Source organism: Mesorhizobium sp. M0152, assembly GCF_040322415.1.
Taxonomy (GTDB): Bacteria; Pseudomonadota; Alphaproteobacteria; order Rhizobiales; family Rhizobiaceae; genus Mesorhizobium.
In genome coordinates this window covers 43,885-67,103 of sequence record NZ_JAMYTH010000029.1, presented here as the reverse complement: position 1 = coordinate 67,103, position 23,219 = coordinate 43,885, and the positions used below count along the sequence as shown (strand labels likewise).

Genomic DNA, 23,219 nt, shown 5'->3' with positions numbered 1-23,219 from the left:
ATGGCCGCGTCCCCGGTCACAATCTTACGCCTTGGCATCAAGGAACTCCGCAGCCTGTGGTCCGATCCGGTCCTGATGCTGCTGATCGTCTACACCTTCACCTTCGCCATCTACGCCGTCTCGACGGGGGCGAAATTCGAGGTCGAGAACGCGTCCGTTGCGGTCGTCGACGAAGACCATTCCATGCTTTCCGCCCGCCTGCACGATGCGCTGCTGAAGCCCTTCTTCAAGAAGCCTGTGCTGATCGATGCCGACGAGGTCGACCAGGCGATGGATTCCGGGCGCTTCGTCTTCGTCGTCGAGATTCCGCCCAAATTCGAGCAGGACGTGATTGCCCGGCGGCATCCCGAGATCGGCCTCGACATCGACGCCACCGCCATGTCGCAGGCCGGCAATGGCGCCTCCTATATCCAGAACATTCTCCTTCAGGAGGTGCTTGCCGCAATGCCCACTACAGTACAGGCCGAGCCGATCGACCTCGTGATGCGCGCCAAGTTCAATCCCAACCTCAAATCCGATTGGTTTACCGCCGTCATGCAGGTGATCAACAATATCACCATGCTGTCGGTGATCCTGGCGGGTGCGGCGCTCATCCGCGAGCGGGAACACGGCACGATCGAACATCTTCTTGTCATGCCGGTCAGGCCGATCGAGATCATGCTCGCCAAGATTTGGGCAAATGGACTGGTGATCGTAGCGGCCGCGATCTTGTCACTGTTGGTCGTCGTCGAGCGTCTTCTGGGCGTCCCGGTGGCGGGTTCGCTGCCGCTCTTCGTGAGCGCCGCCGTGCTCTATCTCTTCTCGACCACCGCGCTCGGCATCCTCATCGCCACGGTCTCGACCTCCATGGCACAGTTCGGCCTGATCGTCATGCCGGTGCTTATCGTCATGAACCTTCTGTCCGGCAGCACGACGCCCATGGAGAGCATGCCGGCCTGGCTTCAGGGGGCGATGATGGCTTCGCCGTCGCCGCATTTCGTCGCCCTGTCGCAGGCGGTTCTTTATCGTGGCGCCGGCCTTGCAATCGTCTGGCCGCAGATGGCAGCACTCGCCATCATAGGCTTCACGTTTGTCGTGCTCGCCTCGTTGCGCTTCCGCAAGGCTCTGCTCAGCATGCAGTGACAGCCGGCTCCGCATGACCGGGCCGGCGCTGGTCAATCACCCGAAAAGAAAAACCCCGGCGACTGACCCCGGAAGTTGGACATCCATTTTCGGAGTTCAGTGTCACGACTCTTGCGTCGGATCGAATAGGCATGAGGAGACTTGCATATCCCCTCCAGGAGGATAGTATCAAGTTATGAATGGCCGGCCCCACATCCACGAAACCCATCCCGATATCGTCAAGCGCCTGAAACGAGCCGATGGACATCTCAAGGGCGTCATAGAAATGATCGAAGCGGGCCGGCCCTGCCTCGACCTCGCCCAACAGCTTCATGCTGTCGAGAAGGCCATTTCGCAAGCCAAGAAAACCCTGATCCAGGATCATCTCAACCACTGCCTTGAAGACGTCGTCGGGCCGCTGGCGCGCGAGCAGCGCCGCTCGATCGACGAGTTCAAGGTCATCACCAAGTACCTGTGAAAACCATGAGGGACGAAATTCGCGATTGGTTCGGGTTTGGCCCGATGACGCGTGGCATGGGCGGCCATGGACATGATCACGGTGATGGCGGCCATGGCCACACGCACGGCGTCATCGATCCGACGATCGCCACGACGACGCGCGGCATCTGGGCGATCAAATGGTCATTCGTCATTCTGGCCATCACGGCGGCGCTGCAACTCGTGGTCGTGTTCCTCTCCGGTAGCGTGGCGCTGCTGGCCGACACGATCCACAATGTCGGCGACGCGGTCACTGCCATTCCGCTGTGGATCGCCTTCGTGCTGGCCCGCCGCAAACCGAGCAAGACGTTCACCTACGGGCTGGGTCGGGTCGAGGATCTGGCCGGAATCGTCATCGTTCTCATCATCCTCTTCAGCGCCATCGTCGCCGGCTATGAGGCGGTCGACCGGTTGATCAATCCGAAACCCATCACATTTCTTGGCTGGGTCGCCATCGCCGGCCTAATCGGTTTCATCGGCAACGAAGCGGTCGCCGTATTTCGTATCCGCGTCGGGCGAGAGATCAACAGCGCTGCGCTGATCGCGGACGGCTACCATGCCCGCACCGACGGCTTTACAAGTCTGGCGGTCGTGCTGGGCGCTATCGGCGTCTGGCTGGGGTTTCCGCTTGCCGATCCGATCATCGGGCTGCTGATCACCGTGGCGATCTTCGCTATCGTCTGGCAGTCGTCGAAAGCCGTCCTCACGCGCATGCTCGATGGTGTCGAGCCCGGCATCATCGACGAAATCCATCATGCAGCCGAACACGTGTCGGGCATCGGGCGCGTTGAAAGCGTGCAGGCGCGCTGGATCGGACATCGTCTGCATGCCGACGTCGCCATCAGTGTTCCGGAAATGGCGACGGCCAAGGACGTGCTGGGCGTAACCGAAGCCCTCAAGGAGGAGTTGTTCGCCCACTTGCCGGCGTTGGCGGAAGCCAATGTCCGCCTGGTGAGCCCAGCCGGGCTGGCCGTCACTGGCGCGGAAGCCTCTCATGCTCACCATCATGCGCCGGAGCCCTTCAAGGTGACCTGCGGTCTGGCTGAAGGGACATTGGAAATCGTCGATACACCGGCCGGCGAGCGGATGCGGCTGACCATCGATCGTCACGCCGACGATCTGACAGCGATGGTGATCATCGACCGGCCCAACGGCCCGGAGACGCTTCGCCTCGAACCCGTCGCTGACAACCATCACCGCCTTGAGAGCACGGTCGCCCCGGCCGAGCCGCATGAGTTCCAAGCGAGGTTGATCCTGGCCGCAAATGGTCGCGAGCAGGTGCTGCCGTTCAAGATGGTCGAACCCGAAGGTCACCATCATTAGATCGACTGGCGGAAATGCGGTTCAATGACCGATCTCGCGGCCTATGCTGGTCTGTTCCTGGCGGCTTTGCTCGCCGCGACGATCCTGCCGATGCAATCGGAAGCAGTGCTGGTCGGGCTGCTGCTTGTGGATTACTCGCCCTGGCCGCTTATCGCAGTCGCGAGCGTCGGCAACGTGCTTGGATCGGTGATCAACTGGGTGCTCGGGCGAGGCATCGAGCGCTTTCGGGGCCGGCGGTGGTTTCCGATGAACCACGCGCAACTGCAACGCGCGCAAATGTGGTATCGGCGCTATGGAAAATGGTCGCTCCTGCTGAGTTGGCTGCCGGTTGTCGGTGATCCGCTAACCGTCGTCGCGGGCGTCCTGCGCGAGCCTTTTCGGGTTTTCCTTGTGCTGGTCACTGCCGCCAAGGTCGGCCGTTATCTTGTTCTTGCAGCCGTGACGCTGAGCGTGATCTGACCTCGCGAATCTTCTCCAAGCTGAGCTGGTTAGGGCCGGCTGGTTCGAAGCGCCAGCCCAAGAGCAACGTCTGATACAGGGGAAGCCTAGCCTTTCTTGACGGCGACCTTTGTGCTGGTTCCAGATCATCAGAACCCCGATGAGCGGCGCGTCCCACTTCATTCTGTCAGTGCGACGTTCTGGCGACCGGTAGTGAATCAATTTGAAAGCCCGCCACACATAGGGCGGGCTTTCAATGGGAGCGGCTACATTCCTGAGAAATCGACCGCTATGGCCATAATGCGTGTCCAGCGGAACGGTTCCAGACGAAGATCGAACGATCATTGCAAGCTCGATAGCCGACGACTGGTCAGGCTTCGATGCCTTTTCCCGCCATCCTCTGGAACAGGTCGTCTGCCTGTGCTGGTGAAAGGTTCATGTCGGTGGCGACCCACCAGGCGAGGACCGCAAGAAATGCGCCGGCGATGAACTGAATGGCGAATTCGGCAGGCATGCCGCGATCGCCGATCCGTTTCTCGACGAGTTCTTCCCGGACGGCTCGCCGGATACGCTCACGCAATTCGTCGTGGATCGTATCGCCGCTGCTTGCAAGCAATGCGTGGTGAAGCGGTCGGAATGCATGGGCGTGCTCGAACATGGGCAGGCTGAACTCGAACAGGCGGTTATCTGCTGCTTGACTTGCCGCCTCGCGCCTGCGGCCGATCGACCGCAGATGCGCCTCGATGGTCGCGCTGCGCAGAGCATCCTTGTCGGCATAGTGGGTATAGAATGTCGACCTGCCGACATTGGCCCGCTGGCAAATGTCATCGACGGTGATGGCAGCATATCCCTGCTCCGGGATCAGGGCGATGAGCGCGTCCTGCAACAGGCCGCGCGTCCGCGCGACGCGTCGATCGATCGTGTTCCGCTCGCCCGCACCTTCGATTTTCATGGTCACGGCCCTCTGCAGTGCCCGGTTTCGGACATTCGGCGATCCGGTGTCCGACAACAGCATTTCCCAGACATTGTGTCCATTATGATACGCCAAGTCCAGGAGCTCAAATCGGGTTTGGGCACGCCGCAATGAAGCAGAAGGTCGCCAGACATGCATTCATCCGATCATCACGCCGGTAACGGACCGCATTCGCGCAAGAGGCTGATAGCGTTGGCCCTGCTTGCCAAGCTGTCGCTGGTCGCCGGCTTTCTCGTCCTCGCCAAATTGGGCATGGGCTATATTCAGGCCGGCGCCTGGACGGCGGCATTCCACGGCCTCGTCCTTGCGGCGATCGCGGGATTGGCGCTGTGGGGCAGCCTGCGTCACAGGGGGCTCGTCGGCAACGGCGCGCAAAGCGCGAGCGACAGGGGCATCGGCATCGTCCTGCACCGGGCGGCGGCCTATGATTTGCTTGCGCGCGTTCTGACCTTTGGGCGCGAGGGCCGGTTTCGCGAGTTCATGCTTCGTCCGGCAAAGCTCCAGCCCGGCGAAGCGATGCTCGATGTCGCCTGCGGCACGGGAACCCTTGCCATTGCCGCGAAGCGGCTGGTTGGTTCGGACGGAAGCGTCACCGGCGTCGATGCGTCGGCCGAAATGATCGAGAGGGCGCGCGCCAAGGCCGACCGGTCCGGTCTCGATCTGACTTTCGTCAACGGGACAGCGCAGGAGCTTCCCTTCAAGGACGCGCAATTCGATATCGTCGTCGGCACGCTGATGCTGCATCATCTGTCGAAGCCCGTTCGATCGGCCTTCATCCGCGAGGCGGCACGCGTCTTGAAGCCAGCAGGCCGGCTGTTCCTCATCGATTTCGGCAGGCCGGTGCGCAAGTCCAGATTGCCCAGGCTCCACAAGCATGGTCATGTCGATATGCATTCGGTCGCCTCGCTGTTGACCGAGAGCGGATTTCAGGTCAGCGATATCGGCGCCGTCGGAACCAAGAACCTGAACTACATTCGCGCGACGACCGACAAGGACCAACCAGGCCAAGCGTCGCCGGCAGCGCCGTGATCATGCCAAGGCTGGCTGAACGGCGACCTGTTCTGAAAAAAGAGCTACTTATAGGCAGGGGAGCATGTCCAATTCGGCCTTTGAATTGATTGACCTGAGAATGAGGCCGGTTCCAGCGTGATGTTCCAGACGCTGGTCGAATTCCAACGAACGATCTACCTGGCGCTGGCCGAGCAGATCAAACTGCTTTCGGCCGGCGGCGATTGGCTGGCCTTCACGGCCTTTCTGCCGATGGGCATTCTGTTCGGTGCAGCGCATGCGCTGACGCCGGGCCATAGCAAAGCCGTGCTGGCCACTTATCTCGCCGGATCGGATGCCAGCGTCAGGCGTGGGCTTCTGGTATCACTGACACTTTCCTTCACGCATGTGACGATTGCCGTGCTCATTGCGGTGCTCTCGTTGCCGTTGGTGTCCATTGCCCTGGGCAGTGTCGGCCGCGCGCCGCTACTGGAAGACGTCAGTCGCGGGCTGCTGGGGCTGATCGGCCTGTGGATGCTGTGGCGGGCACTCAGCCACGGCCATCACCACAAGCATGAGGGCGAGGCCGTCGGCGTCATGGCCGGCTTGATCCCCTGTCCGCTGACGCTTTTTGTGATGACCTTTGCGATATCCAGGGGCGTTCCGGTGGCCGGCATTCTTTTCGCAATCACAATGATGGCCGGGGTGGCGCTGACGCTGTCTTGCGTTGCGGTGGTGTCGATCCTGTTTCGCGAGCGCTTGGTGCATTTTTTCGACAGTCGGCCACGCCTGTTCGACGCCATTTCTCGGACCATCGAAGGTGTCGCTGGAATTGTTTTAGCTGGCGTAGCGGTTTGGCAAATCACTTCTCCTTAACGCTGTTCTGGAAGGGCAGTTCAGCGATTGTTTGCAATTAGCTCTGCCAGGCAATCACCAGCCTGGGTCCCCGGCACGCCGAGGTCTCTGACGCTGTCCATGTGGTTGCGGTTTGTGAGAACAAGCGAGGTTGCCCGCGATCCCTGCCGCAGCAAGCTCGCTACGAATCGATCGGATTGCTGATGGAAGGGGGGCGTCTCGTTGGCTCCGACCAAAACCGTCGCATTTGTTAGAAGATCATGCCGATGGGCAAGCGGTGTGAAGGTGGCAACCTCCTCGTCTGTGATTCCAATCTCGTGGGCGAGAAAGGAATCCTGGAGCGGTTTCAAATCGTAGAGCCCGCCGAGCAGAAGGGCCGCTCTCACGTTCGATGGGGACTGTTCGCTATCGAACAGAAACGTCGCAAGATGTGCCCCTGCCGAATGACCGCTGACGGTCAGGTGCGCCGGGTTTCCGCCATGATTAACGATGTTGGCCAGAATCCACTGCTTGGCGCGGCGCACCTGGTCGACGATCGTGGCCATTCTCGCGGCAGGCATCAGCGCGTAGTCGACGATGACCGCGATCGCACCTGCGTTCGTCACCGTGTCGGCGATATAGGAATAGTCGCGTTTGGAGAACATTCTCCAGTAGCCGCCATGGATGAACATGTGAACCGGCAGGCGACGGCGGCTGCCTTGCGGGAAGAACAGGTCCACGGTTTCAGTTGCATCAGGTCCATAGGCGATGTCTGCGACCATGGCTGTGTTCGCCCTGGTCTCCGCGCTGCGGTGGACAAGCTCGGCGACGATTTCGTCGAACTCGGCCACGTGATCCCGAATACGGAACGGATCGCTTTGCATGGATGTCTGCTCAGATGGTCACGGCGATGTACTTCGCCTCCATGAACTCGGCAATGCCGTGCTTCTGACCACCCTCGCGGCCCAGTCCGCTCTGCTTGACCCCGCCGAAAGGTGCCGCAGGATCCGACATCAGGCCGCGGTTCAATGCGATCATGCCCGACTCGATCTTCGATGCCACGCGGAATCCCCTGGCAATGTCACGGGTGTAGACATAGGCGGCGAGGCCGTATTCGGTGTCGTTGGCGCGCGCAATGACAGAGGCCTCATCGTCGAAGCGGCTGATCGGAGCCACCGGCCCGAATATCTCCTCATGCGCCACTTCGGCATCCATGGGAACGTCGCGAAGGACCGTCGGCGGATAGAAATAGCCCCGGTGCTCCAAGGATGTGCCTCCGCACAGAATTCGAGCTCCCCTATCGACCGCGTCCGCTACCAGCCGCTCGATCTTGTCGACGGCCTTGCGGGTGATCATCGGGCCGCATTCGGTGTCGGGGTCCGTACCCGGACCAACCTTGAGCGCAACCATCCGTTCACGCAGTCCCTCGGCAAAGGCGTCGTGGATGCCGGCCTGTACATAGAGGCGGTTGGCGGCTGTGCAGGCCTCGCCGGCGTTGCGCATCTTGGCCACCATCGCACCGTCGAGTGCTGCTTCCAGGTCGGCGTCGTCGAAGACGATGAACGGTGCATTGCCGCCAAGCTCCATGGAACAGGAGATGACGTGCTTTGCCGCTTCGGCCAGTAGAATGCGCCCGACGCCGGTCGATCCTGTGAACGAAAGCTTGCGCACGCGCGGGTCGGCCAGCATTGCCGATGTCAGCGGCCCCGGGGCAGAGGTCGTGAGAACGTTGATGACGCCCGGCGGAACGCCGGCTTCCTCGTACAGTGCGGCCAGAGCGTAAGCGGTCAAAGGCGTTTCGCTTGCCGGTTTCAGGACGACGGTGCATCCGGCCGCCAGCGCCGGCGCAATCTTGCGGGTCGCCATGGCGGCGGGAAAATTCCATGGTGTGACGAGGAGGCAAATACCGATCGGCTGGTAGTCGACGACGATACGGTTGGCGCCGGACGGCGCCATGCCGAACTCGCCGCTGATGCGGACCGCTTCCTCGGCATTCCAGCGGAAGAACTCGGCGGCATAGGCGATTTCGCCGCGCGCATCGCGCAGCGCCTTGCCGTTCTCCAGCGAGATCAACGCAGCCAGGATTTCGGCACGCTCGCTCATCAGCTCGAAACAGCGCCTGAGAATCTCCGAGCGCTTGCGCGGTGGCGTCTCGCGCCAACCCGTCGCCGCCTTGGCCGCGGCATCGACCGCCGCGGCCGCGTCGGCGAGCGTGGCGTCAGGAACCTGCGCAATGACGGCTTCGGTCGAGGGATCGACCACGTCGATCATGCGGCCGTCCGACGAGGGTCGCCAGTGGCCGTCGATATAAAGACCATGCGAGAATGTGGCATAGTCGGACATATCGGCGTCCTCGTCGAATTGCCCTGAAGAGATGTTCATTGGCTCCGCCTCTCTCGGCTACATCGCCGCGGCGGCCATGTCGCCGTCGTAAGCCGCTTTGACCAATCGCCGCATCGCGACAATGTCCAAGCTGCGCGGGTTGTTCTTGATCAGCCGGTCGATGCCGAGCGCCTGTTCGGCGGTCCAGTCGATCCTGTCCGCGGGAAGCCCGAGTTCGGCCAGCGTTCTCGTAATGCCGATCGCCGCAAAAAGCCGCGCGACCGCCTCTATGGTTGCGGCGGCTGTGTCACGGGGGCCGCTCCCAGCGTCAAGGACACCGAGAGCGGCACCCACTTCCGCGATCTCGGTGGCGGCAGCCGACAGGTTGTAGCTCATGACATAGGGAAGCATGGTCGCGACACCCAATCCGTGTGGCGTGTGAGTGAGCGCGCCGACCGGATATTGGACAGCGTGAGCGGCGGCCGTTCCAGCCGTGCCAAAGGCGCAGCCGGCAGCCAGAGCACCCATCATGACATCGGCCCGCGCATCCTCATCCGACCCGTCCCGACAGGCCCTCTCGAGACTGCGGCCCAGAAGCTTGATAGCCAGCAGCGCGAAATGATCGGTCAGGGCACTCTTGCCGACAAAGACATGCTTCTGCGGCAAGGTGGGGTCCGTGCCGCGTCTGGCCGCCGTGAAAGCCTCGATCGCATGGGTAAGGGCGTCCGCACCGGCGATTGCCGTCAGCGCCGTCGGGCAGGTCAGGGTCAAATCCGGGTCGCACAAGGCGACCGCGGCGATAAGATGAGGGCTGGAGATCCCGACCTTCAGCGTGCGCTCCGGGTCGGAGATGACGGCCACGGGCGTGACTTCAGAGCCGGTGCCGGCCGTGGTCGGCACCGCGATGACGGGCAGGGTAGGGCCTGGCACTTTGAACTCGCCATAGTAGTCCTGAAGCCTGCCTCCGTGACTGATCAGGAGCGCCGTGCATTTGGCCATGTCCAGGCAACTGCCGCCGCCGATGCCGATTACCATATCGGGCCTGAAGCCCTTTGCCTCGGCGACGCAGACCGCAACGCTGTCGCGCGGCACATCCGGCAAGGTCTTGTCGTAAACAAGGACTTCGATCGAGGCTCCCCTCAGCGAGGCGATCATCTCGGCAAACGCCGGCGTTCCGGCGAAACGCTCGTCGGTGCAGACGTAGGCGCGTCGGCCATGTTTCGCCGCAACCTCCGGGATAACCTGGCGCTGCCCTTTGCCGAACAGGATTTCGCGCGGCAATCGGCTCGCGGCGAACAATGTCATGGTCGATCCATTCTCATAAAGTATCCTCTATGAAATCGTATAGGATATAGGATTGAATTGGCCAGAGCATCGTGTTAGTGCTTGCACCTGTCAAGAGGCAAAAAGATGCAGAACCCCGACGTTACACTCGACAAGGACACGCCACAGACGGGCCGGATTGCCCGCGCCAACGGCCTTGCGGGAGACGTCTACGAGGCGATCTTCCAGCAGCTCATGTCGCTCAAAATCGCCCCGGGATCCCGGATCACGGTCGACAACCTGGTGAAGGAATTCAACGTCTCGCACACGCCAATCCGCGAGGCGCTTGGGCGACTCGAGGGTGAGGGACTTGTGCTGAAGACACACCTGATCGGCTATCGCGCCGCGCCGCAGATCACCCGGCGCAGGTTCGACGAACTCTACGAATTGCGCCTGTTGCTCGAACCGGCCGCCGCGGCCAAGGCCACTGCCGGGCTGGACCAGGCAGGCCTCGCGATCCTGCAGGAGGCAGCAGGGGTGATGGCCCGGCGAGAAGGCAGGGACGAACGCCTGCGCTATTCGAATTTCGCGCGCCAGGATGCGATCTTCCATGACAAGATCATGCAGTTCGCCCAGAACGACCTGATCCGCGAGACGCTGAGTCACCAGCACACGCACTTCCACATTTTCCGCCTGATGTATCATTCGCGCGTCACCGAAGAGGCGCTCGATGAGCATGAGGCGATCCTTTCGGCTTTCGCTTCGCGCGACGCGAACGCAGCCGAGAAGGCGATGCGGGCGCATATCGAGAATTCGCGGGACAGGCTCCTGCCTGCGTTCGAGTAGACGTCGCGATGTCCTTTGTCCGGGGCACCGCCGAACTGAGCGCGCCGCTAACTACCCAAGCCAACGCCAAGGAATGTTTCCCGACTTCCCGTTCTGTCCCGATTTCGATCCCCTAGAGGGCGAGGCGCGCAGTGCGCCTAGCCCTGAAACAAGCCGAGAGGAAGAGACATGCCAGGCAAAAAAATCCTGATGCTGACCGGTGAGTTCACCGAAGAATACGAGATCTTCGTCTACCAGCAAGCGATGGAGGCCGTCGGTCACACCATTCACGTGGTCTGCCCGGACAAGAACGCCGGGGACTTGATCAAGACCTCGCTGCATGATTTCGAGGGCGATCAGACCTATACTGAAAAGCTCGGCCACTATGCCCTGATCAACAAGACGTTTTCCGACGCTGAGAAGCAGTTGGATCAATACGATGCTGTTTATTGCGCTGGCGGTCGTGGCCCCGAATACATCCGCATCGACAAGCGCGTGCAGGCGATGGTGCGCCATTTTCACGAGACCAAAAAGCCGATCTTCACGATCTGCCATGGCGTCCAGATTCTGATCGCGGTCGACGGCGTCGTCCGTGGCAAGAAGGTGGCGGCGCTCGCGGCTTGCGAGCCGGAGGTGACGCTTGCCGGCGGCACTTACATCGATCTATCGCCCACCGATGCCTATGTGGATGGGACGATGGTTTCAGCCAAAGGTTGGACGGCGCTTGCTGCGTTCATCCGCGAATGCCTCAAGGTACTGGGAACGGAAATCCGCCACGCCTAGTCCTGGCTCCGATGCATCCAACCGGATGCGTCGGAGCCATCGTTCTGGAGGGCTTGTCATCGCCAATCCGGCTGTGAATTAAATACCGCCTGCAATGGTGCCGATTCTGCTCCATCAAGATTTGGGGTTGGTTTTCCGCCAAGTCTCGTACTCCTCGTTCGCACTTGGATGCAGCGGATAGTAGCGTTGCAACGGCGCCCCTTCCATGAGCTTCACTCGTGAGAATTCTTCCCAATCGTGATGCTTCCGTGACTCTTCGATCACCTTCGCGGCCATTGCGACGGGGAGCACCACCACCCCGTCGTCGTCAGCGACGATGATGTCGCCGGGGATCACCGTGACACCGCCGCAGGCAATCGGAACGTTGACGGCGTTCGGATAGATGCTGGTTTGCACATGGTAATTGGGCGTCCAGCCGCGCAGCCATAGGGGCAGGTCGAGCTTTTCGACATTAGGCCGGTCGCGCATGCATCCATCGATGACGATGCCGGCGCCGCCTCGGCCCTTGAAATATGTCGACATCATATCGCCGAAGACACCCGAGCTCATGTCGCCGCGCGCATCGACCACCACCACATCGCCTTCCTGCGCGTGATAGAGCACGTGCCGGTGTAATTGCGTCTCCGGATCGGCATATTCTCCCTCGGTGAAGAGGTCCGGCCGCTGCGGCATGAACTGCAGCGTCAGCGCCGGCCCGACGATGGATTTTCCATGGTTTTGCGCCACCGGACCGACCATGTGCGGATTGCGGAAGCCCATATGGCCAAGCGTGCCAGCAACCGTCGCGGCGCCGATCTCCCTCAGCGCGTCGATCAGGTCTTTAGGCGGCCGGATGATGTCGGGAGTATGCGTCATGATGGACTCCGGTTGAGAGGGAATTACCAGTTCGTAACGGAACCGTCGCGGCGCTTCAGGTGAGGCGCCTCCCAGAAACGCAAACTCTGCGCCTGGATCGCCGCTTCGTTGACCTCGATGCCAAGCCCCGGCAGATCGCTGACCGGATAATCGGGGCCGTCGAGCCGCGGCTGCACGGGGAAGAACTCGGAATTGTCGAAGCCCAGTTTTATTTCGGGCGCCCTGGTCTCGAGCCACGCGAAATTGGGCACCGCAGCGGCGAGATGCACGGTCGCGGCCGTGCACACTGGACCGAGGGGATTGTGCGGCATCAGGTCCACATAATGCGCCTCGCTCCAGCCAGCGACTTTCATCGCTTCGGTAAGCCCGCCGACATTGCAAACATCGAGCCGATTAAACTGATGGATGCCACGCTCGATATAGGGCAGGAACTGCCACTTGCTGGCAAATTCCTCACCGATGGCAAAGGGGATTTCCGTCATCGTGCGCAGGGCTTCATAGGCCTCCGGCGTCTCGTCCCGGATCGGCTCCTCGAGGAAATCAAGCACGCCGCGGCCGAGCTTGTTGCAGAAGCTCGCGGCCTCGGCCACCGACAGCCGATGATGATAGTCGAGGCCGAGGACCACGTCGTCGCCAAGCGCCTCTCGCGCCTTGTTCAGCATCCTCGCGGTAGCGCCGATGGACTCGCGCGGCTCGAAGACGTCCTTGCTGTTTTGCCCAAAGGGGAAGAAGCGGATCGCCTGCCACCCCTGTGCGCGTAGTTCGCGGGCTCGTTCGATGGCAACATCGCCCTCGGCCTCGTCTCCGGTCGAAGCGAAGGTGGGAATGCGGTCGCGCTGCCTACCGCCTAGGAGCTCGTAGACCGGCACCCCCAGAGCCTTGCCCTTGATGTCGTGCAGGGCGATGTCGATGGCGGAAATCGCTGCCTGCAGAACCCGCCCGCCTTCAAAGTACTGGCTGCGATAAATCTCCTGCCAGATCCGGCCGATCTGCATGGGGTCGCGGCCGATCAGAAACTCGCGATAGTGCTCGACCGCGCCGGCCACGGCCTTCTCGCGGCCGCTCAAGCCGCTCTCGCCCCAGCCGAAGATGCCCTGGTCGGTCTCGACCTTGACGAGCATCTGGTTGCGCGTCCCTACCCACACCGGATAGGGCTTGATCGCTGTTATCCTAAGCTTCGTAGTCATCCACGCCCATTTTCCACACGCATCCGCCCGTTTCAGTCGGCCTTGAGGGCCATTTCAGTTTCGCCGTCGAACAGATGCATCCGCTCCTGGTCGAACTCGAGCCAGATCCGCTCGTCGGGTGCGACGGCGATATTTGGGGACACGCTGATGTTGACGACGGCGCCGGAGAGGAACGCCTGTACGAAGGTGACGTCTCCGGTTGGTTCCACCGTATAGGCCTTGGCCGGAATGGCGCCGGGAACCGGACTCTTGTGCAGTTTGATAGTCGAATGACGTGCGCCGAGCGCAAGTTTCCTGGTCGTCGCCCTCGCGACCTTCCGGGCGTTGCTTGGCGAGAGTTCAAGGCTCCAGCCCTCCGCGCTGGTCAACACCGTGTTGCCGTTTGCCGTCGCTGCCTCCAGCGGAATAAGGCTCATCGCCGGACTGCCGATGAAGCTGGCGACGAACATGTTTACTGGATGGGCAAAGACCTGCGCCGGGGAATCATATTGCTGCAGGTAGCCGCCGTTCATCACCGCCATCTTGTCGGCCATGGTCACCGCTTCGAGCTGGTCGTGCGTCACATAGATGATCGTCGCCTTGAGGTCCTGGTGGAAGCGCTTGATCTCCGAGCGCATCTGCACGCGCAGTTTGGCGTCGAGGTTGGAGAGTGGCTCGTCCATGAGGAACACAGCGGGGTCGCGGACGAGTGCGCGGCCCAAGGCAACGCGCTGCTGCTGCCCGCCCGAAAGTTCGCGCGGCTTGCGCTCAAGCAGGTGCGTCATGTCGAGCACTCGGGCCGCTTCCTTGACCCTCTTGTCGATCTCGTCCCTGGGCAGTTTGCGCATCTGCAGCGGAAAGGCCAGGTTCTTGTAGACCGATTTCTGCGGGTACAACGCGTAGTTCTGGAACACCATTGCGATGTCCCGGTCCTTGGGGTCGAGGTCGTTGACCACCCGGTCCCCGATGACGATGTCGCCCGACGTGATCGGGATCAGCCCCGCGACGAGATTGAGCGTGGTTGTCTTGCCGCAGCCTGAAGGGCCGACGAGCGCAACGAACTCGCCGTCATCGACCGTCAGCGAAACGTCGTTGACAGCTTTGAAGCCGCCATAGGTCTTGACGAGATCTTTGAGGACCACGTGGGCCATAGGTAACTCCCTAGTGCTTGACCGCGCCTTCTGTAAGGGCGCGCACGAAGTAGCGTTGCAGGACGAGGAACAGCACCACGACGGGCACGCTCATCATGAAGCTGGCCGCCATCAGGCCCGGAAAGTCAGTCGTATTTTCCGAGAAGAAGCGCTGGATGCCGACCGGCAGGGTCAACTGGTCGTTCTTGGAGAGGAACGTATAGGCATAGATGTACTCGTTCCACGCGCCGATGAAGGAATAGATCGCGGTGGCGATGATTCCCGGCATCGAGAGCGGCATCACGATCAGGATGAAGGCCTGGAACCGCGTTGCGCCATCGATGCGCGCCGCCTGCTCGAGTTGCACCGGGATGTTATCGTAGAAGCCCTTGAGCAGCCAGATCGCCAGTGGCAGGCCGAATGTGAGGTAGGTGAGAACCAGCGAGCCATGCGTATTCATCAGCCCGATCGCGCGCATCAGGATGAAGAGCGGCACCAGAAAGATCACTGCTGGGAACATGTTGCGCAGCAGCACGGCAAAGAACAGGAAGTTTCGGCCGGGGAAGCTGAAGCGCGAAAATGCGTAGGCCGCAGGGACCGCCACGATCACGGAAAGGATTGTCGTGGCGGTCGACACGAAAAGACTGTTCCAGAAGAAGCGCAGGAAGTCCTGACCGACGCTGTTCTGCGGATCGAGAAGCTTCTGATAGCTGGCGAGGGTAGGCTCGTCCGGCCACCATTGCGGCGGGAATTGCGTCGCCGCGAACCCGGATTTGATCGAGGTGATCAGCATCCAGATCATCGGCACCGCGGTGTAAAGCAACATGAAGACGAGGAAGATGCGCCCGCCCCACCGCCATCCGTCGACACGCATGCGGCGACGCGTCTGGCCTCGAGAGGAAGTCTCGGCGATCGTGCTCATGCGCTCCTGTCTTTCCGCTCGTCGCCGCTTAGTGCACGCACATAGAAGTAGCCCAGCGTCATCAGGATCAGGAACAGGAGCACCGAATAGGCCGACGCCACGCCCCAGCGCTGCCGGCCGAAGGCGAGCTCATAAATGTGGGTTATCCAGATATGCGATGCGTTCGACGGTCCGCCGCCGGTCATGATCCAGGGAATGATGAAGGAATTGAAGTTGGCCACCGCGAGCAGCAGGATCGTTACCACCGAGACGCTGCGCAAGTGCGGGAAGGTGACGTGCCAGAAGCGCTGCCATGCGTTGGCCCCGTCGACTTTTGCGGCGAGCAGCAATTGGTCGGGAACCGTCTGCAGGCCGGCCATCATCATGATCATGGCAAACGGAAACTCGCGCCAGATGTTAACGACGATCAGGGAGGGCAGCACCGTGCTGACATTGTCGATGAAATTTGGCGGCCGGTCGGCCAGTCCGAGGCCGACCAGCACGGCGCCGATGATCCCGAAGTCCGAATGGTAGATCCACTTCCAGATGTAGGAGGCGGCGACCGCGCTGATGACCCACGGAATGATCAAGATAGCGCGCAGGACACCACGGCCGATAAAGTCGCGGTGGAGCGCCAGCGCAGTGGCAAACCCCAGGACAAAGGAGATGAAAGTAGACCCCAGTGTCCAGACCACGGTGTTCCAGGTGATTTTCCAGAACACCTCACTGGTGAGGATGGCCGTGTAGTTGTCGAAGCCGATGAAGGTCTTGTCGCGCAGTTGCAGGCCAGGCGGCGTCTTAAAGAACGACAGCTCGATCGTGTAGTAGATCGGATAGGCGATGACGATGAGCATCACCGCGATCGCCGGAAGCACGTACGCGTAGTCGGCGCGATGCTCCCAGATATTCCTTAGCGCGCCGGACCTACCGGGTTGCAATGTGCGCCGAGGCTCGGCCTTGCCGGTCACGATCGTCACTGTGGCGTGCCCTTGTTCTTCGGAACGAACCGGCTGCACGATCGGCGCAGCCGGTCAGATCACCGGTCAGGCCTGGACTAGAGGCCGCCCATCAGGTCTTTTACCTTCTTGGCCGCGTCGTCCGCCGCCTCGTCGACCGTCATTGCTCCGGTCAGGGCGTTCTGCAGCATATCCGGGATGATGATGTTCATGATCTCGGGGGCCTGCGGCAGCGCTGGGAACGGGATGCCGTATGGCAACATCGAGGTCGTGACATCGAGGAACTTGATGTTGTCCAGGCGTTCCTTCATCCATTTGGTCTTGAAGCCGTTAAGATTGCCCGGGTTCGAGCCGGCATAAGCCATCTTCAGCGACCATTCGGGGCTCGTCCACATGCAGATGATAGCCTTTGCAGCCGGCTCGTCTACCTTGCCGCCCTCGACATATTCAGGCTTCAGGATGTGAATATTCGAGCCGCCGAACACGACGGCGCGCTTGCCGTCGGGGCCAGTCGGAATGAGGCCGTAGCGCATGTTGTCGATGACGGTTTGCGCCTTGTCCTTGTCCGTGCCCGTCGCCTTCTTCTGCAGGTCGAGCATCACGTTGTAGTCGGACGGGTGCGAGATCATCATGCCGAGCTGACCGGCGACGAACAGCGGCTGGTTATCGGCCTGCTGGTTGGTGAGTGCCGACACCGGAACCGACTTGTCGCGAACATACATGTCGTACGAGGCTTGCAGCGCCGCCTTGCTCTGCGGGCTGTTGAGTTCGACCTCGCTGTAGGTTGGGTTCGCGGTAGCCTCGTCGAAAACACCGCCGCCATAGGCCCACAACTGCGGCATGAAGCGGTACGGCGTGTTGCCGGCGTTTTTGCGAGCCACGAGGCCGTAGCCGGCAATGCCGAGTTTGTCGTGGATCTGCTTGGAATATTTGACGACGTCGTCCCAGGTTGCCGGAGCTTTGTCCGGATCGAGCCCCGCACGCTTGAAGATATCTGCGTTCCAGATGAACGCCATCGTCTCGTTGTTGGTCGGAATACCGTAGGTCACTCGCTCCCAGGTCACGGCCTTCATGGCGCCGGGCCAGAAATCCTCGGTCGAATAGCCCACGTCCTCGGGCTTGAGCGGCTGCAGATAGCCCTTTGAAGCGAACTCGGTACCACCCAGGATCTGCAGGCGGACCGCCATCGGCGCCGCATTGCCAAGGAGCGCGGTGCGGAACTTGTCCAGAAGATCGTTGTAGGTGAGGGCTTGGTCCTCAAGTTGGATGTTCGGATAGGTCTTGCGGAAGGTCTCGAAGAAATCCTTGTAGTACTGACGCAGGAGGTCGGGGTCGCCCTCGAACACGCCCTGATACCAGAAAGTCAGTCGGCCCTTGTAGTCGAGCGGGGTGACCTTCGCGCAATCGGCCGCCGTGTCGAAATCCTGTGTGCCCGCGATGGAGCGCACATATTCCGGCGACCACTTGCTCAGGTCGACCGGCGGCGCGCCGAGCGCCGATGTGGACATCAGAGATGCCGTCAAAACACCGACGACAGTGCCGCGCAGGACCGCACTGCCGAGCATGATCCTCGTCATAGGTATCCTCCCTGGTTCTCCCGCCCTGCGATCGCGAGAGTGCTTTTTTCAGCACGGTGTATCCCTGCGATCACTTAGTACGTTTTCAGATCGTGGATTGTCTGTCAACGCGCTGGATCGTACATTGTTTGTGAAAGGCGTGTGTGATATCGGGCAAGGTGTGTATTGATCTGAGGAGCCGGCCTTGGCCGAAATAGGTGATTTCAAAGCCATGCCACCTGTTGGGATCGATCCCATCGGGGCCTCCAGCGAGGGCGCCTCGCTTTACGAACGGATTAGGGAAGACATCATCGAGGGACGGCTCGCCGCCAACGAACGGCTTGTGGTCACCGATCTCGCCCGGCGTCACGGCACCTCGACCAACCCTGTGCGCGAGGCGCTGCAGCTGTTGCGTGGGGAGGGCTTCGTCACCTTTGTCGCCAATCGCGGGGCGCGTGTGCGACCCATAGATCAGGATTTTGTCCGCGATATCTACGAGATCGGTGTTCTGATCGAGCCGGCCCTGACGCGATGGTTTGTGAACATGGCCACCGGTGAGGACATCGCCGAGCTCGAACGTCTCCAGGGTCTAATCGAAGAGAACAACTTCGCCGACACGTTCAGGCACAGTGAACTGGATACCGCCTTCCACACCGTGATGTACCAGCGGCATTACAACCGCCACGCCGCCGAGCTCTGGTGGAAACATCGCGAGGTGCTGCGAGCCGTGAGCCGGCGTTTCAATTTCACGCTCGCACGGCGTGCCGCGATCATGCGCGAGCACCGCCAACTAATCGCGCATGTGAAGGCGGGGGAAGCCGACAAGGCGGCCGAACTCGTTTCCCGCCATGTCGAGGGTTCCGGCCGGCATATTCTCGAACAGATGCGTGCGCGCAACGCCGCTCGGGCCGGATAGGACAAGGGTCCAGCCTAGAACATCGTCAGCCTGACCATTTCAGATGAAGGAACTGAGATGAAAATCACAAGCATTCGGCCGTGGCTGATCAAGTCCGATGCTTCTTATTGGGGAGAGTTCCTGTTCGTCGAGGTAACGACCGACGAGGGGGTGAGTGGCTGGGGCGAGATCACCACCACGACAAGGCTCGCCAACCGCGCCCTCTGCACGATCCTGCGGCAGATCGGCGTCGCCGTGACAGGCGAGGACCCAGCGCGTATCGAGCATCTCTGGCATAAGATTTTCCGCAGCTTCACTTACATGGGCAGCCGCGGCGCCGCCGTCGAATGCGTGAGCGCCATCGACATAGCCCTCTGGGACATCCGGGGCAAAATCCTCGGCAAGCCGATTTACGAGCTGTTGGGCGGGCCGGTGCGCGAGGAGATCGCCCTCTACACCCATCCCAATCAGGCCAACTTCACCAGCAAGGAGGCTGTGGTCCGCGAAATCTTGGACATCGTCGAGTCCGGACACACCGCGCTCAAGTTCGATCCTTACCCTCACCAGGGCCGCAGCGCCGACGGCCTGCCCCGCGAACAGCGGGACGGCTATCTCGATGGCAGCATGAGCCGCAAGGACGAGCGCGAAGCCGCCGAACTCACGGCTCTGATCCGCGAAACGGCGGGCCCCGATGTCGACATTCTCATCGACGCGCATGGCCGCTTCGACGTTCCCACCGCCATTCGCCTCTGTCGCAGCCTCGAGGAAGCCGGCCAGATCGACTGGTTCGAGGAGCCCTGTCCTCCCGAGAGCCTCAATGCCCTCAAGCAGGTCCGTGAGAAGGTCAGTACAGCCATCTCGTGGGGCGAGCGCGGCCATACGAAATGGGATTTCGTGCCGGTGCTCGAGAACAAGCTCGCCGACTACATCATGCCCGACGTCACCTGGACCGGAGGCATTACCGAACTCAAGAAGATTTCCGCCCTGTGCGAAGCCTACTACATCCCGGTCTCGCCGCATGACGCCGCGGGGCCGATCAATGTGGTTGCCGGAGCGCAGGTGATGATGACCGTTCCCAACTTCTATAAACTCGAAACGTCGGAGTGGAACCTGAGCAAATACGATCACCTCATCGACAGACCACTCGACAATTCGAACGGCAGTCTCAAGCTGACGTCGAGGCCCGGTCTCGGTATTGAGATGGACCGCGACTACCTGCAGGCCCATGAGATTGAACTGGCCTAGCAACGCTCTATGCCGGGCCAGAGCGAGGGGCGACTCCACCAGAAAGAGGATAAGTCATGTCAAAGACAGGTGGTGCCGACGAGGCGCTCAATCGGGTGAACACGAACTCCAGGCCATCTGAGCTTCGCATCACAGACATGCGAGTAGCCGAAATCGTCGGTGCGCCGTTCACCTCGGCGCTGCTCAAGATTTACACCAACCAGGGCATCGTCGGGCTGGGCGAGGTGCGCGACGGCGCCAGCGCCACCTACGCGCTGATGCTGAAAAGCCGGCTGCTTGGCGAGAATCCTTGCGACATTGATCGCCTGTTTCGCCGGGTCAAGCAGTTCGGCGGGCACGGCCGGCAAGGCGGCGGCGTCTCGGCGGTCGAGATCCGCTGTGGGATATCGCCGGCAAGGCCTATGGCGTCCCCATCTACCAGATGCTTGGCGGCAAGTTTCGCGATCACGTGCGCGTCTACTGCGATACCGATGCCGAGAAACCCAGCGGCACCGAAACCGGAAAGCGCCTCAAGGAGCGCATGAACCGCGGTTTCACCTTCCTCAAGATGGACCTTGGCTTGATGCAAATCGCCCATGTCCCGGGCGCGGTGGCCGCTCCCGCCGGCGCGCTCGAAGGGTTTTACGCCAATCCGCGCGGCCGCGGGGGATCCCTCGAAGAGCGCAAGGCGCGCAATCTCGCCTACGATGCGCAGAACGTGCAGCACCCGTTCACGGGCCTGCATTTCACCGAAAAGGGGATCGACCTGCTCGAGCAGTATATCCACGAGGTTCGCGAGGTAATCGGATACGAGATCCCGCTTGCCATCGACCATGTCGGTCACATCTCGCTGCAGGACGGCATACGCCTGTCGCGCCGTATCGAGAAATACGTTCCTGCCTGGCTCGAGGACGTGATTCCGTGGCAACACACCGAGCAGTACCGTCAATTGCAGCAGGCCACCACGGTGCCGATCTGCACCGGCGAGGACATCTACCTCAAGGAGGCGTTCGAACCTCTGCTGAAGAACGGCGGTCTCTCCGTCATCCACCCGGACCTGCTCACCAGCGGGGGCATCCTCGAGACCAAGAAGATCGGCGACATGGCGCAGGACCACGGCGTCGCCATGGCCATCCATATGGCCGAAAGCCCGATCGCCGCAATGGCTGCCGCTCATGTTGCAACCGCGACGGAAAACTTCATGGCGCTAGAATATCATTCCGCCGATGTCGACTGGTGGGACGATATCGTCACCGGCCTGCCCACGCCGCTCGTCAAGGACGGCTTCATCACCGTGCCCGAGAAGCCGGGGCTGGGCATAGACGATGTGGTCGACGAGGTGATCAGCCAGCATCTGCAGCCCGGTGTCACGGGGATATGGCAATCCACGGATCGCTGGGACGACGAGTACTCCTGGGATCGCACCTGGAGCTGAAGCGGAAAGACCGAAGATGAAGATCACCGACCTCCGCTGTGCTCTTATCGGCAAGCACCCGATCGTCCGCATCGTGACCGACGAAGGCCTCCATGGCCTTGGCGAAGTGGAGTTCACCAAGACCTATCTCAAGCCTTTTGTGCTGCATTTTCGCGAGGCGCTGATCGGCGAGGATCCGACCGACGTCGAGCGGGTGATGCTGAAGATCCGCCAGCGCGGCTCGTTCAAGCCCTACGGCGCCGCCGTGTCCGCTATCGAGCATGCGCTGTGGGACATCGCCGGCAAAGCGGCGGGTGTTCCAGTCTACAAACTGCTCGGCGGCAAGGTGCGCGACAAGGTGCGCGTCTATAACGGCTCGATCCGCCGGAAACGCGCGGGCGACCGGCCGGAAGATTACGCCGCCGACGTCAAATGGATGATGGAGCAGCCGCAGAACTTCTTCATGGTCAAGCAAGGAATCTCGTTCCACTCCAACATGAAGGACAGCATCGAGGGCTTCCATTACGGCGTGACGCAGAAGAAGGCCGGATATCACGGTGCCATGGATCAGGGCGTGATCAGCGAGCGCGGTTTCAACCATATGCTCGACTGCGTGATCGCGATGAAGGAAGTGCTGGGCGACAAGGTCAGCCTGGCGCTCGACTGCGGCCCGGGCTGGATGCTGCCCGATGCGATCAAATTCGCTCGCGCGGTCGAGAAGTACAATTTGATGTGGCTCGAGGACATGCTGACCGGCGACTATGTGCCGTGGGTCAATCCGCAGGCCTATCGGGAGCTGACCACCTCCACTTCGACGCCGATCCATACCGGCGAGCAGATCTACCTCAGGCACAATTTCAAGGAGCTGATCGAGACGCAGGCGGTACGCGTCATCGGCCCCGATCCTGCCGATATCGGCGGCATTGCCGAGCTCAAATGGGTCGCCGAGCACGCCTATATGCACTCGATCCTGATGGCTCCGCACGGCACCGCGAACGGCCTGCTCGGCCTCGGCGCGCTGATCAATGTGTGCGCCACCTTGCCCGCCAATTACGTCGCATTCGAATACCCGAGCGCCTCCGACCCGTGGTGGAACGACATCGTCATCGGCCTGCCCAAGCAGGTGGTGAAGGATTCGATGATCGATCTGCTCGAAGCCCCCGGGCTCGGCCTGGACATCGACGCCGGGGGCGCCAAGAAGTATCTGCTGGAAGAGGACGCCGGGTTCTTCGATTGATCGGGCATCAACCCGCCTGGCGGCCGGCAGGAGCGCCTCGCCTTTGATGGAAATCGGTTCACGCAAGAAGAGACTATAGACAACTCTCAGGGTGGAACGGCGGCCACGCGGAATGTGCGTTATTGCTGCTGATAGCGGCTTCTCTCACGTACCAAGATCCTTGCTACGCCGGATTCATCCCCTAATTGCTTCCGTGGGCGCCTTAGTCGCGAGTTTTGCCTGGGGGCAGTGGTGGCTGCGCCGTTCTGACCGCATGCCGCGGAAAGACGGTCCGGCCGACACATTTATGGAGCTTGTCGTGCGCCAATCCCGTGCATCCTGCTTGGCATTTTTCGCAGTCGCTTGCTCGATCGCGGTAGCTTACGCAGGCGTTGCGGCCGGCGGCCAGAACGGCGGAGGGCAAGGCGCTGGCGGCCATCATGGGGACAACAGTGGAGGCAATGACGGCGGAGGCCATGGCGCTGGCAGCCATCGCAGCGAAGGCCGCAGCATCGGCGCGCACAAAGGGCCTGGCGGCGATCCCAACGACCCTAGCAGT

At 61.3% G+C, this 23,219-nt stretch carries 21 protein-coding genes and 1 pseudogene; 12 read left to right on the top strand and 10 right to left on the bottom strand.

Annotated elements, in window-relative coordinates:
* From NKJ26_RS24580 to NKJ26_RS24565, 4 genes are all read left to right on the top strand, one after another.
* Positions 1–1,122 (top strand): ABC transporter permease, encoded by a 1,122-nt coding sequence (locus NKJ26_RS24580; protein WP_352697729.1) that lies wholly within the window; start codon positions 1–3, stop codon positions 1,120–1,122.
* Positions 1,123–1,297: 175 nt separating this feature from the next.
* Positions 1,298–1,579 (top strand): metal-sensing transcriptional repressor, encoded by a 282-nt coding sequence (locus tag NKJ26_RS24575; RefSeq protein ID WP_352697727.1) that lies wholly within the window; start codon positions 1,298–1,300, stop codon positions 1,577–1,579.
* Between the two features lie 5 nt (positions 1,580–1,584).
* Complete coding sequence (locus NKJ26_RS24570; RefSeq protein ID WP_352697725.1) at positions 1,585–2,922, top strand: cation diffusion facilitator family transporter; 1,338 nt, start codon at positions 1,585–1,587, stop codon at positions 2,920–2,922.
* A 24-nt stretch (positions 2,923–2,946) separates the two neighbouring features.
* Positions 2,947–3,381 carry a YqaA family protein gene (locus NKJ26_RS24565; protein ID WP_352697723.1) on the top strand — a complete coding sequence of 145 codons (435 nt, stop codon included), beginning with the start codon at positions 2,947–2,949 and terminating at the stop codon, positions 3,379–3,381.
* Positions 3,382–3,730: 349 nt separating this feature from the next.
* Here the strand turns inward: NKJ26_RS24565 and NKJ26_RS24560 are convergent, their stop codons facing one another.
* Positions 3,731–4,312, bottom strand: coding sequence for a TetR/AcrR family transcriptional regulator (locus tag NKJ26_RS24560; protein ID WP_352697741.1), 582 nt, complete (start codon positions 4,310–4,312; stop codon positions 3,731–3,733).
* 153 nt (positions 4,313–4,465) lie between these two features.
* On the opposite strand from NKJ26_RS24560, the gene NKJ26_RS24555 reads away from it, so the two are divergent.
* A complete protein-coding gene (locus NKJ26_RS24555; RefSeq protein WP_352697721.1) occupies positions 4,466–5,362 on the top strand; it encodes a class I SAM-dependent methyltransferase in 897 nt (298 codons plus the stop codon).
* 120 nt (positions 5,363–5,482) lie between these two features.
* Positions 5,483–6,196 carry a HoxN/HupN/NixA family nickel/cobalt transporter gene (locus tag NKJ26_RS24550; RefSeq protein ID WP_352697719.1) on the top strand — a complete coding sequence of 238 codons (714 nt, stop codon included), beginning with the start codon at positions 5,483–5,485 and terminating at the stop codon, positions 6,194–6,196.
* Positions 6,197–6,216: 20 nt separating this feature from the next.
* On the opposite strand, the gene NKJ26_RS24545 is transcribed toward NKJ26_RS24550, so the two are convergent.
* Genes NKJ26_RS24545 through NKJ26_RS24535 form a run of 3 tightly spaced genes read right to left on the bottom strand, consistent with a single transcriptional unit; the run spans position 6,217 to position 9,781 of the window.
* Positions 6,217–7,038, bottom strand: a complete 822-nt coding sequence (locus NKJ26_RS24545) for an alpha/beta hydrolase (RefSeq protein WP_352697717.1) — start codon at positions 7,036–7,038, stop codon at positions 6,217–6,219.
* Between the two features lie 10 nt (positions 7,039–7,048).
* Entirely contained in the window at positions 7,049–8,536 is a 1,488-nt protein-coding gene (locus tag NKJ26_RS24540) for an NAD-dependent succinate-semialdehyde dehydrogenase (RefSeq protein WP_352697715.1), read from the bottom strand.
* Positions 8,537–8,554: 18 nt separating this feature from the next.
* Entirely contained in the window at positions 8,555–9,781 is a 1,227-nt protein-coding gene (locus NKJ26_RS24535) for an iron-containing alcohol dehydrogenase (RefSeq protein WP_352697714.1), read from the bottom strand.
* Positions 9,782–9,886: 105 nt separating this feature from the next.
* Here NKJ26_RS24535 and NKJ26_RS24530 point away from each other — a divergent pair, with 105 nt between their 5' ends.
* Positions 9,887–10,585 carry a GntR family transcriptional regulator gene (locus NKJ26_RS24530; RefSeq protein ID WP_352606256.1) on the top strand — a complete coding sequence of 233 codons (699 nt, stop codon included), beginning with the start codon at positions 9,887–9,889 and terminating at the stop codon, positions 10,583–10,585.
* A 168-nt stretch (positions 10,586–10,753) separates the two neighbouring features.
* Positions 10,754–11,347, top strand: coding sequence for a DJ-1/PfpI family protein (locus NKJ26_RS24525; RefSeq protein ID WP_352697712.1), 594 nt, complete (start codon positions 10,754–10,756; stop codon positions 11,345–11,347).
* Between the two features lie 114 nt (positions 11,348–11,461).
* Here NKJ26_RS24525 and NKJ26_RS24520 read toward each other — a convergent pair whose 3' ends face one another.
* From NKJ26_RS24520 to NKJ26_RS24495, 6 genes are all read right to left on the bottom strand, one after another.
* Positions 11,462–12,202: a ribonuclease activity regulator RraA gene (locus NKJ26_RS24520; protein ID WP_352697710.1), complete on the bottom strand. Its 741-nt coding sequence runs from the start codon at positions 12,200–12,202 to the stop codon at positions 11,462–11,464.
* Between the two features lie 23 nt (positions 12,203–12,225).
* Entirely contained in the window at positions 12,226–13,389 is a 1,164-nt protein-coding gene (locus tag NKJ26_RS24515) for a mandelate racemase/muconate lactonizing enzyme family protein (protein WP_352697708.1), read from the bottom strand.
* A 32-nt stretch (positions 13,390–13,421) separates the two neighbouring features.
* Positions 13,422–14,519, bottom strand: a complete 1,098-nt coding sequence (locus NKJ26_RS24510) for an ABC transporter ATP-binding protein (protein WP_352697706.1) — start codon at positions 14,517–14,519, stop codon at positions 13,422–13,424.
* A 10-nt stretch (positions 14,520–14,529) separates the two neighbouring features.
* Entirely contained in the window at positions 14,530–15,420 is an 891-nt protein-coding gene (locus tag NKJ26_RS24505; protein ID WP_352697704.1) for a carbohydrate ABC transporter permease, read from the bottom strand.
* Positions 15,417–16,376, bottom strand: coding sequence for a carbohydrate ABC transporter permease (locus tag NKJ26_RS24500; RefSeq protein WP_352697702.1), 960 nt, complete (start codon positions 16,374–16,376; stop codon positions 15,417–15,419). The genes NKJ26_RS24505 and NKJ26_RS24500 overlap by 4 nt, the downstream gene beginning before the upstream one ends.
* A gap of 77 nt (positions 16,377–16,453) precedes the next feature.
* Complete coding sequence (locus tag NKJ26_RS24495; RefSeq protein ID WP_352697700.1) at positions 16,454–17,932, bottom strand: ABC transporter substrate-binding protein; 1,479 nt, start codon at positions 17,930–17,932, stop codon at positions 16,454–16,456.
* Between the two features lie 184 nt (positions 17,933–18,116).
* Between NKJ26_RS24495 and NKJ26_RS24490 the strand changes: the two genes are divergently transcribed.
* From NKJ26_RS24490 to NKJ26_RS24475, 4 genes and pseudogenes are all read left to right on the top strand, one after another.
* Complete coding sequence (locus NKJ26_RS24490) at positions 18,117–18,827, top strand: GntR family transcriptional regulator (protein ID WP_352606272.1); 711 nt, start codon at positions 18,117–18,119, stop codon at positions 18,825–18,827.
* Positions 18,828–18,884: 57 nt separating this feature from the next.
* A complete protein-coding gene (locus tag NKJ26_RS24485) occupies positions 18,885–20,051 on the top strand; it encodes a mandelate racemase/muconate lactonizing enzyme family protein (protein WP_352697698.1) in 1,167 nt (388 codons plus the stop codon).
* Positions 20,052–20,107: 56 nt separating this feature from the next.
* Positions 20,108–21,465, top strand: a pseudogene (locus NKJ26_RS24480) (mandelate racemase/muconate lactonizing enzyme family protein).
* 16 nt (positions 21,466–21,481) lie between these two features.
* Positions 21,482–22,681: a mandelate racemase/muconate lactonizing enzyme family protein gene (locus NKJ26_RS24475; RefSeq protein ID WP_352697696.1), complete on the top strand. Its 1,200-nt coding sequence runs from the start codon at positions 21,482–21,484 to the stop codon at positions 22,679–22,681.
* Positions 22,682–23,219: the final 538 nt, after the last annotated feature.

What these genes read in the sequence shown, in the direction of transcription:
- NKJ26_RS24520 (WP_352697710.1), bottom strand. Translation starts at nt 12,202, where the DNA reads ATGACGCATACTCCCGACATCATCCGGCCGCCTAAAGACCTGATCGAC.
- NKJ26_RS24510 (WP_352697706.1), bottom strand. Translation starts at nt 14,519, where the DNA reads ATGGCCCACGTGGTCCTCAAAGATCTCGTCAAGACCTATGGCGGCTTC.
- NKJ26_RS24530 (WP_352606256.1), top strand. Translation starts at nt 9,887, where the DNA reads ATGCAGAACCCCGACGTTACACTCGACAAGGACACGCCACAGACGGGC.
- NKJ26_RS24570 (WP_352697725.1), top strand. Translation starts at nt 1,585, where the DNA reads ATGAGGGACGAAATTCGCGATTGGTTCGGGTTTGGCCCGATGACGCGT.
- NKJ26_RS24475 (WP_352697696.1), top strand. Translation starts at nt 21,482, where the DNA reads ATGAAGATCACCGACCTCCGCTGTGCTCTTATCGGCAAGCACCCGATC.
- NKJ26_RS24540 (WP_352697715.1), bottom strand. Translation starts at nt 8,536, where the DNA reads ATGAACATCTCTTCAGGGCAATTCGACGAGGACGCCGATATGTCCGAC.
- NKJ26_RS24535 (WP_352697714.1), bottom strand. Translation starts at nt 9,781, where the DNA reads ATGACATTGTTCGCCGCGAGCCGATTGCCGCGCGAAATCCTGTTCGGC.
- NKJ26_RS24565 (WP_352697723.1), top strand. Translation starts at nt 2,947, where the DNA reads ATGACCGATCTCGCGGCCTATGCTGGTCTGTTCCTGGCGGCTTTGCTC.
- NKJ26_RS24515 (WP_352697708.1), bottom strand. Translation starts at nt 13,389, where the DNA reads ATGACTACGAAGCTTAGGATAACAGCGATCAAGCCCTATCCGGTGTGG.
- NKJ26_RS24550 (WP_352697719.1), top strand. Translation starts at nt 5,483, where the DNA reads ATGTTCCAGACGCTGGTCGAATTCCAACGAACGATCTACCTGGCGCTG.
- NKJ26_RS24525 (WP_352697712.1), top strand. Translation starts at nt 10,754, where the DNA reads ATGCCAGGCAAAAAAATCCTGATGCTGACCGGTGAGTTCACCGAAGAA.
- NKJ26_RS24555 (WP_352697721.1), top strand. Translation starts at nt 4,466, where the DNA reads ATGCATTCATCCGATCATCACGCCGGTAACGGACCGCATTCGCGCAAG.
- NKJ26_RS24495 (WP_352697700.1), bottom strand. Translation starts at nt 17,932, where the DNA reads ATGACGAGGATCATGCTCGGCAGTGCGGTCCTGCGCGGCACTGTCGTC.
- NKJ26_RS24580 (WP_352697729.1), top strand. Translation starts at nt 1, where the DNA reads ATGGCCGCGTCCCCGGTCACAATCTTACGCCTTGGCATCAAGGAACTC.
- NKJ26_RS24545 (WP_352697717.1), bottom strand. Translation starts at nt 7,038, where the DNA reads ATGCAAAGCGATCCGTTCCGTATTCGGGATCACGTGGCCGAGTTCGAC.
- NKJ26_RS24560 (WP_352697741.1), bottom strand. Translation starts at nt 4,312, where the DNA reads ATGAAAATCGAAGGTGCGGGCGAGCGGAACACGATCGATCGACGCGTC.
- NKJ26_RS24505 (WP_352697704.1), bottom strand. Translation starts at nt 15,420, where the DNA reads ATGAGCACGATCGCCGAGACTTCCTCTCGAGGCCAGACGCGTCGCCGC.
- NKJ26_RS24575 (WP_352697727.1), top strand. Translation starts at nt 1,298, where the DNA reads ATGAATGGCCGGCCCCACATCCACGAAACCCATCCCGATATCGTCAAG.
- NKJ26_RS24485 (WP_352697698.1), top strand. Translation starts at nt 18,885, where the DNA reads ATGAAAATCACAAGCATTCGGCCGTGGCTGATCAAGTCCGATGCTTCT.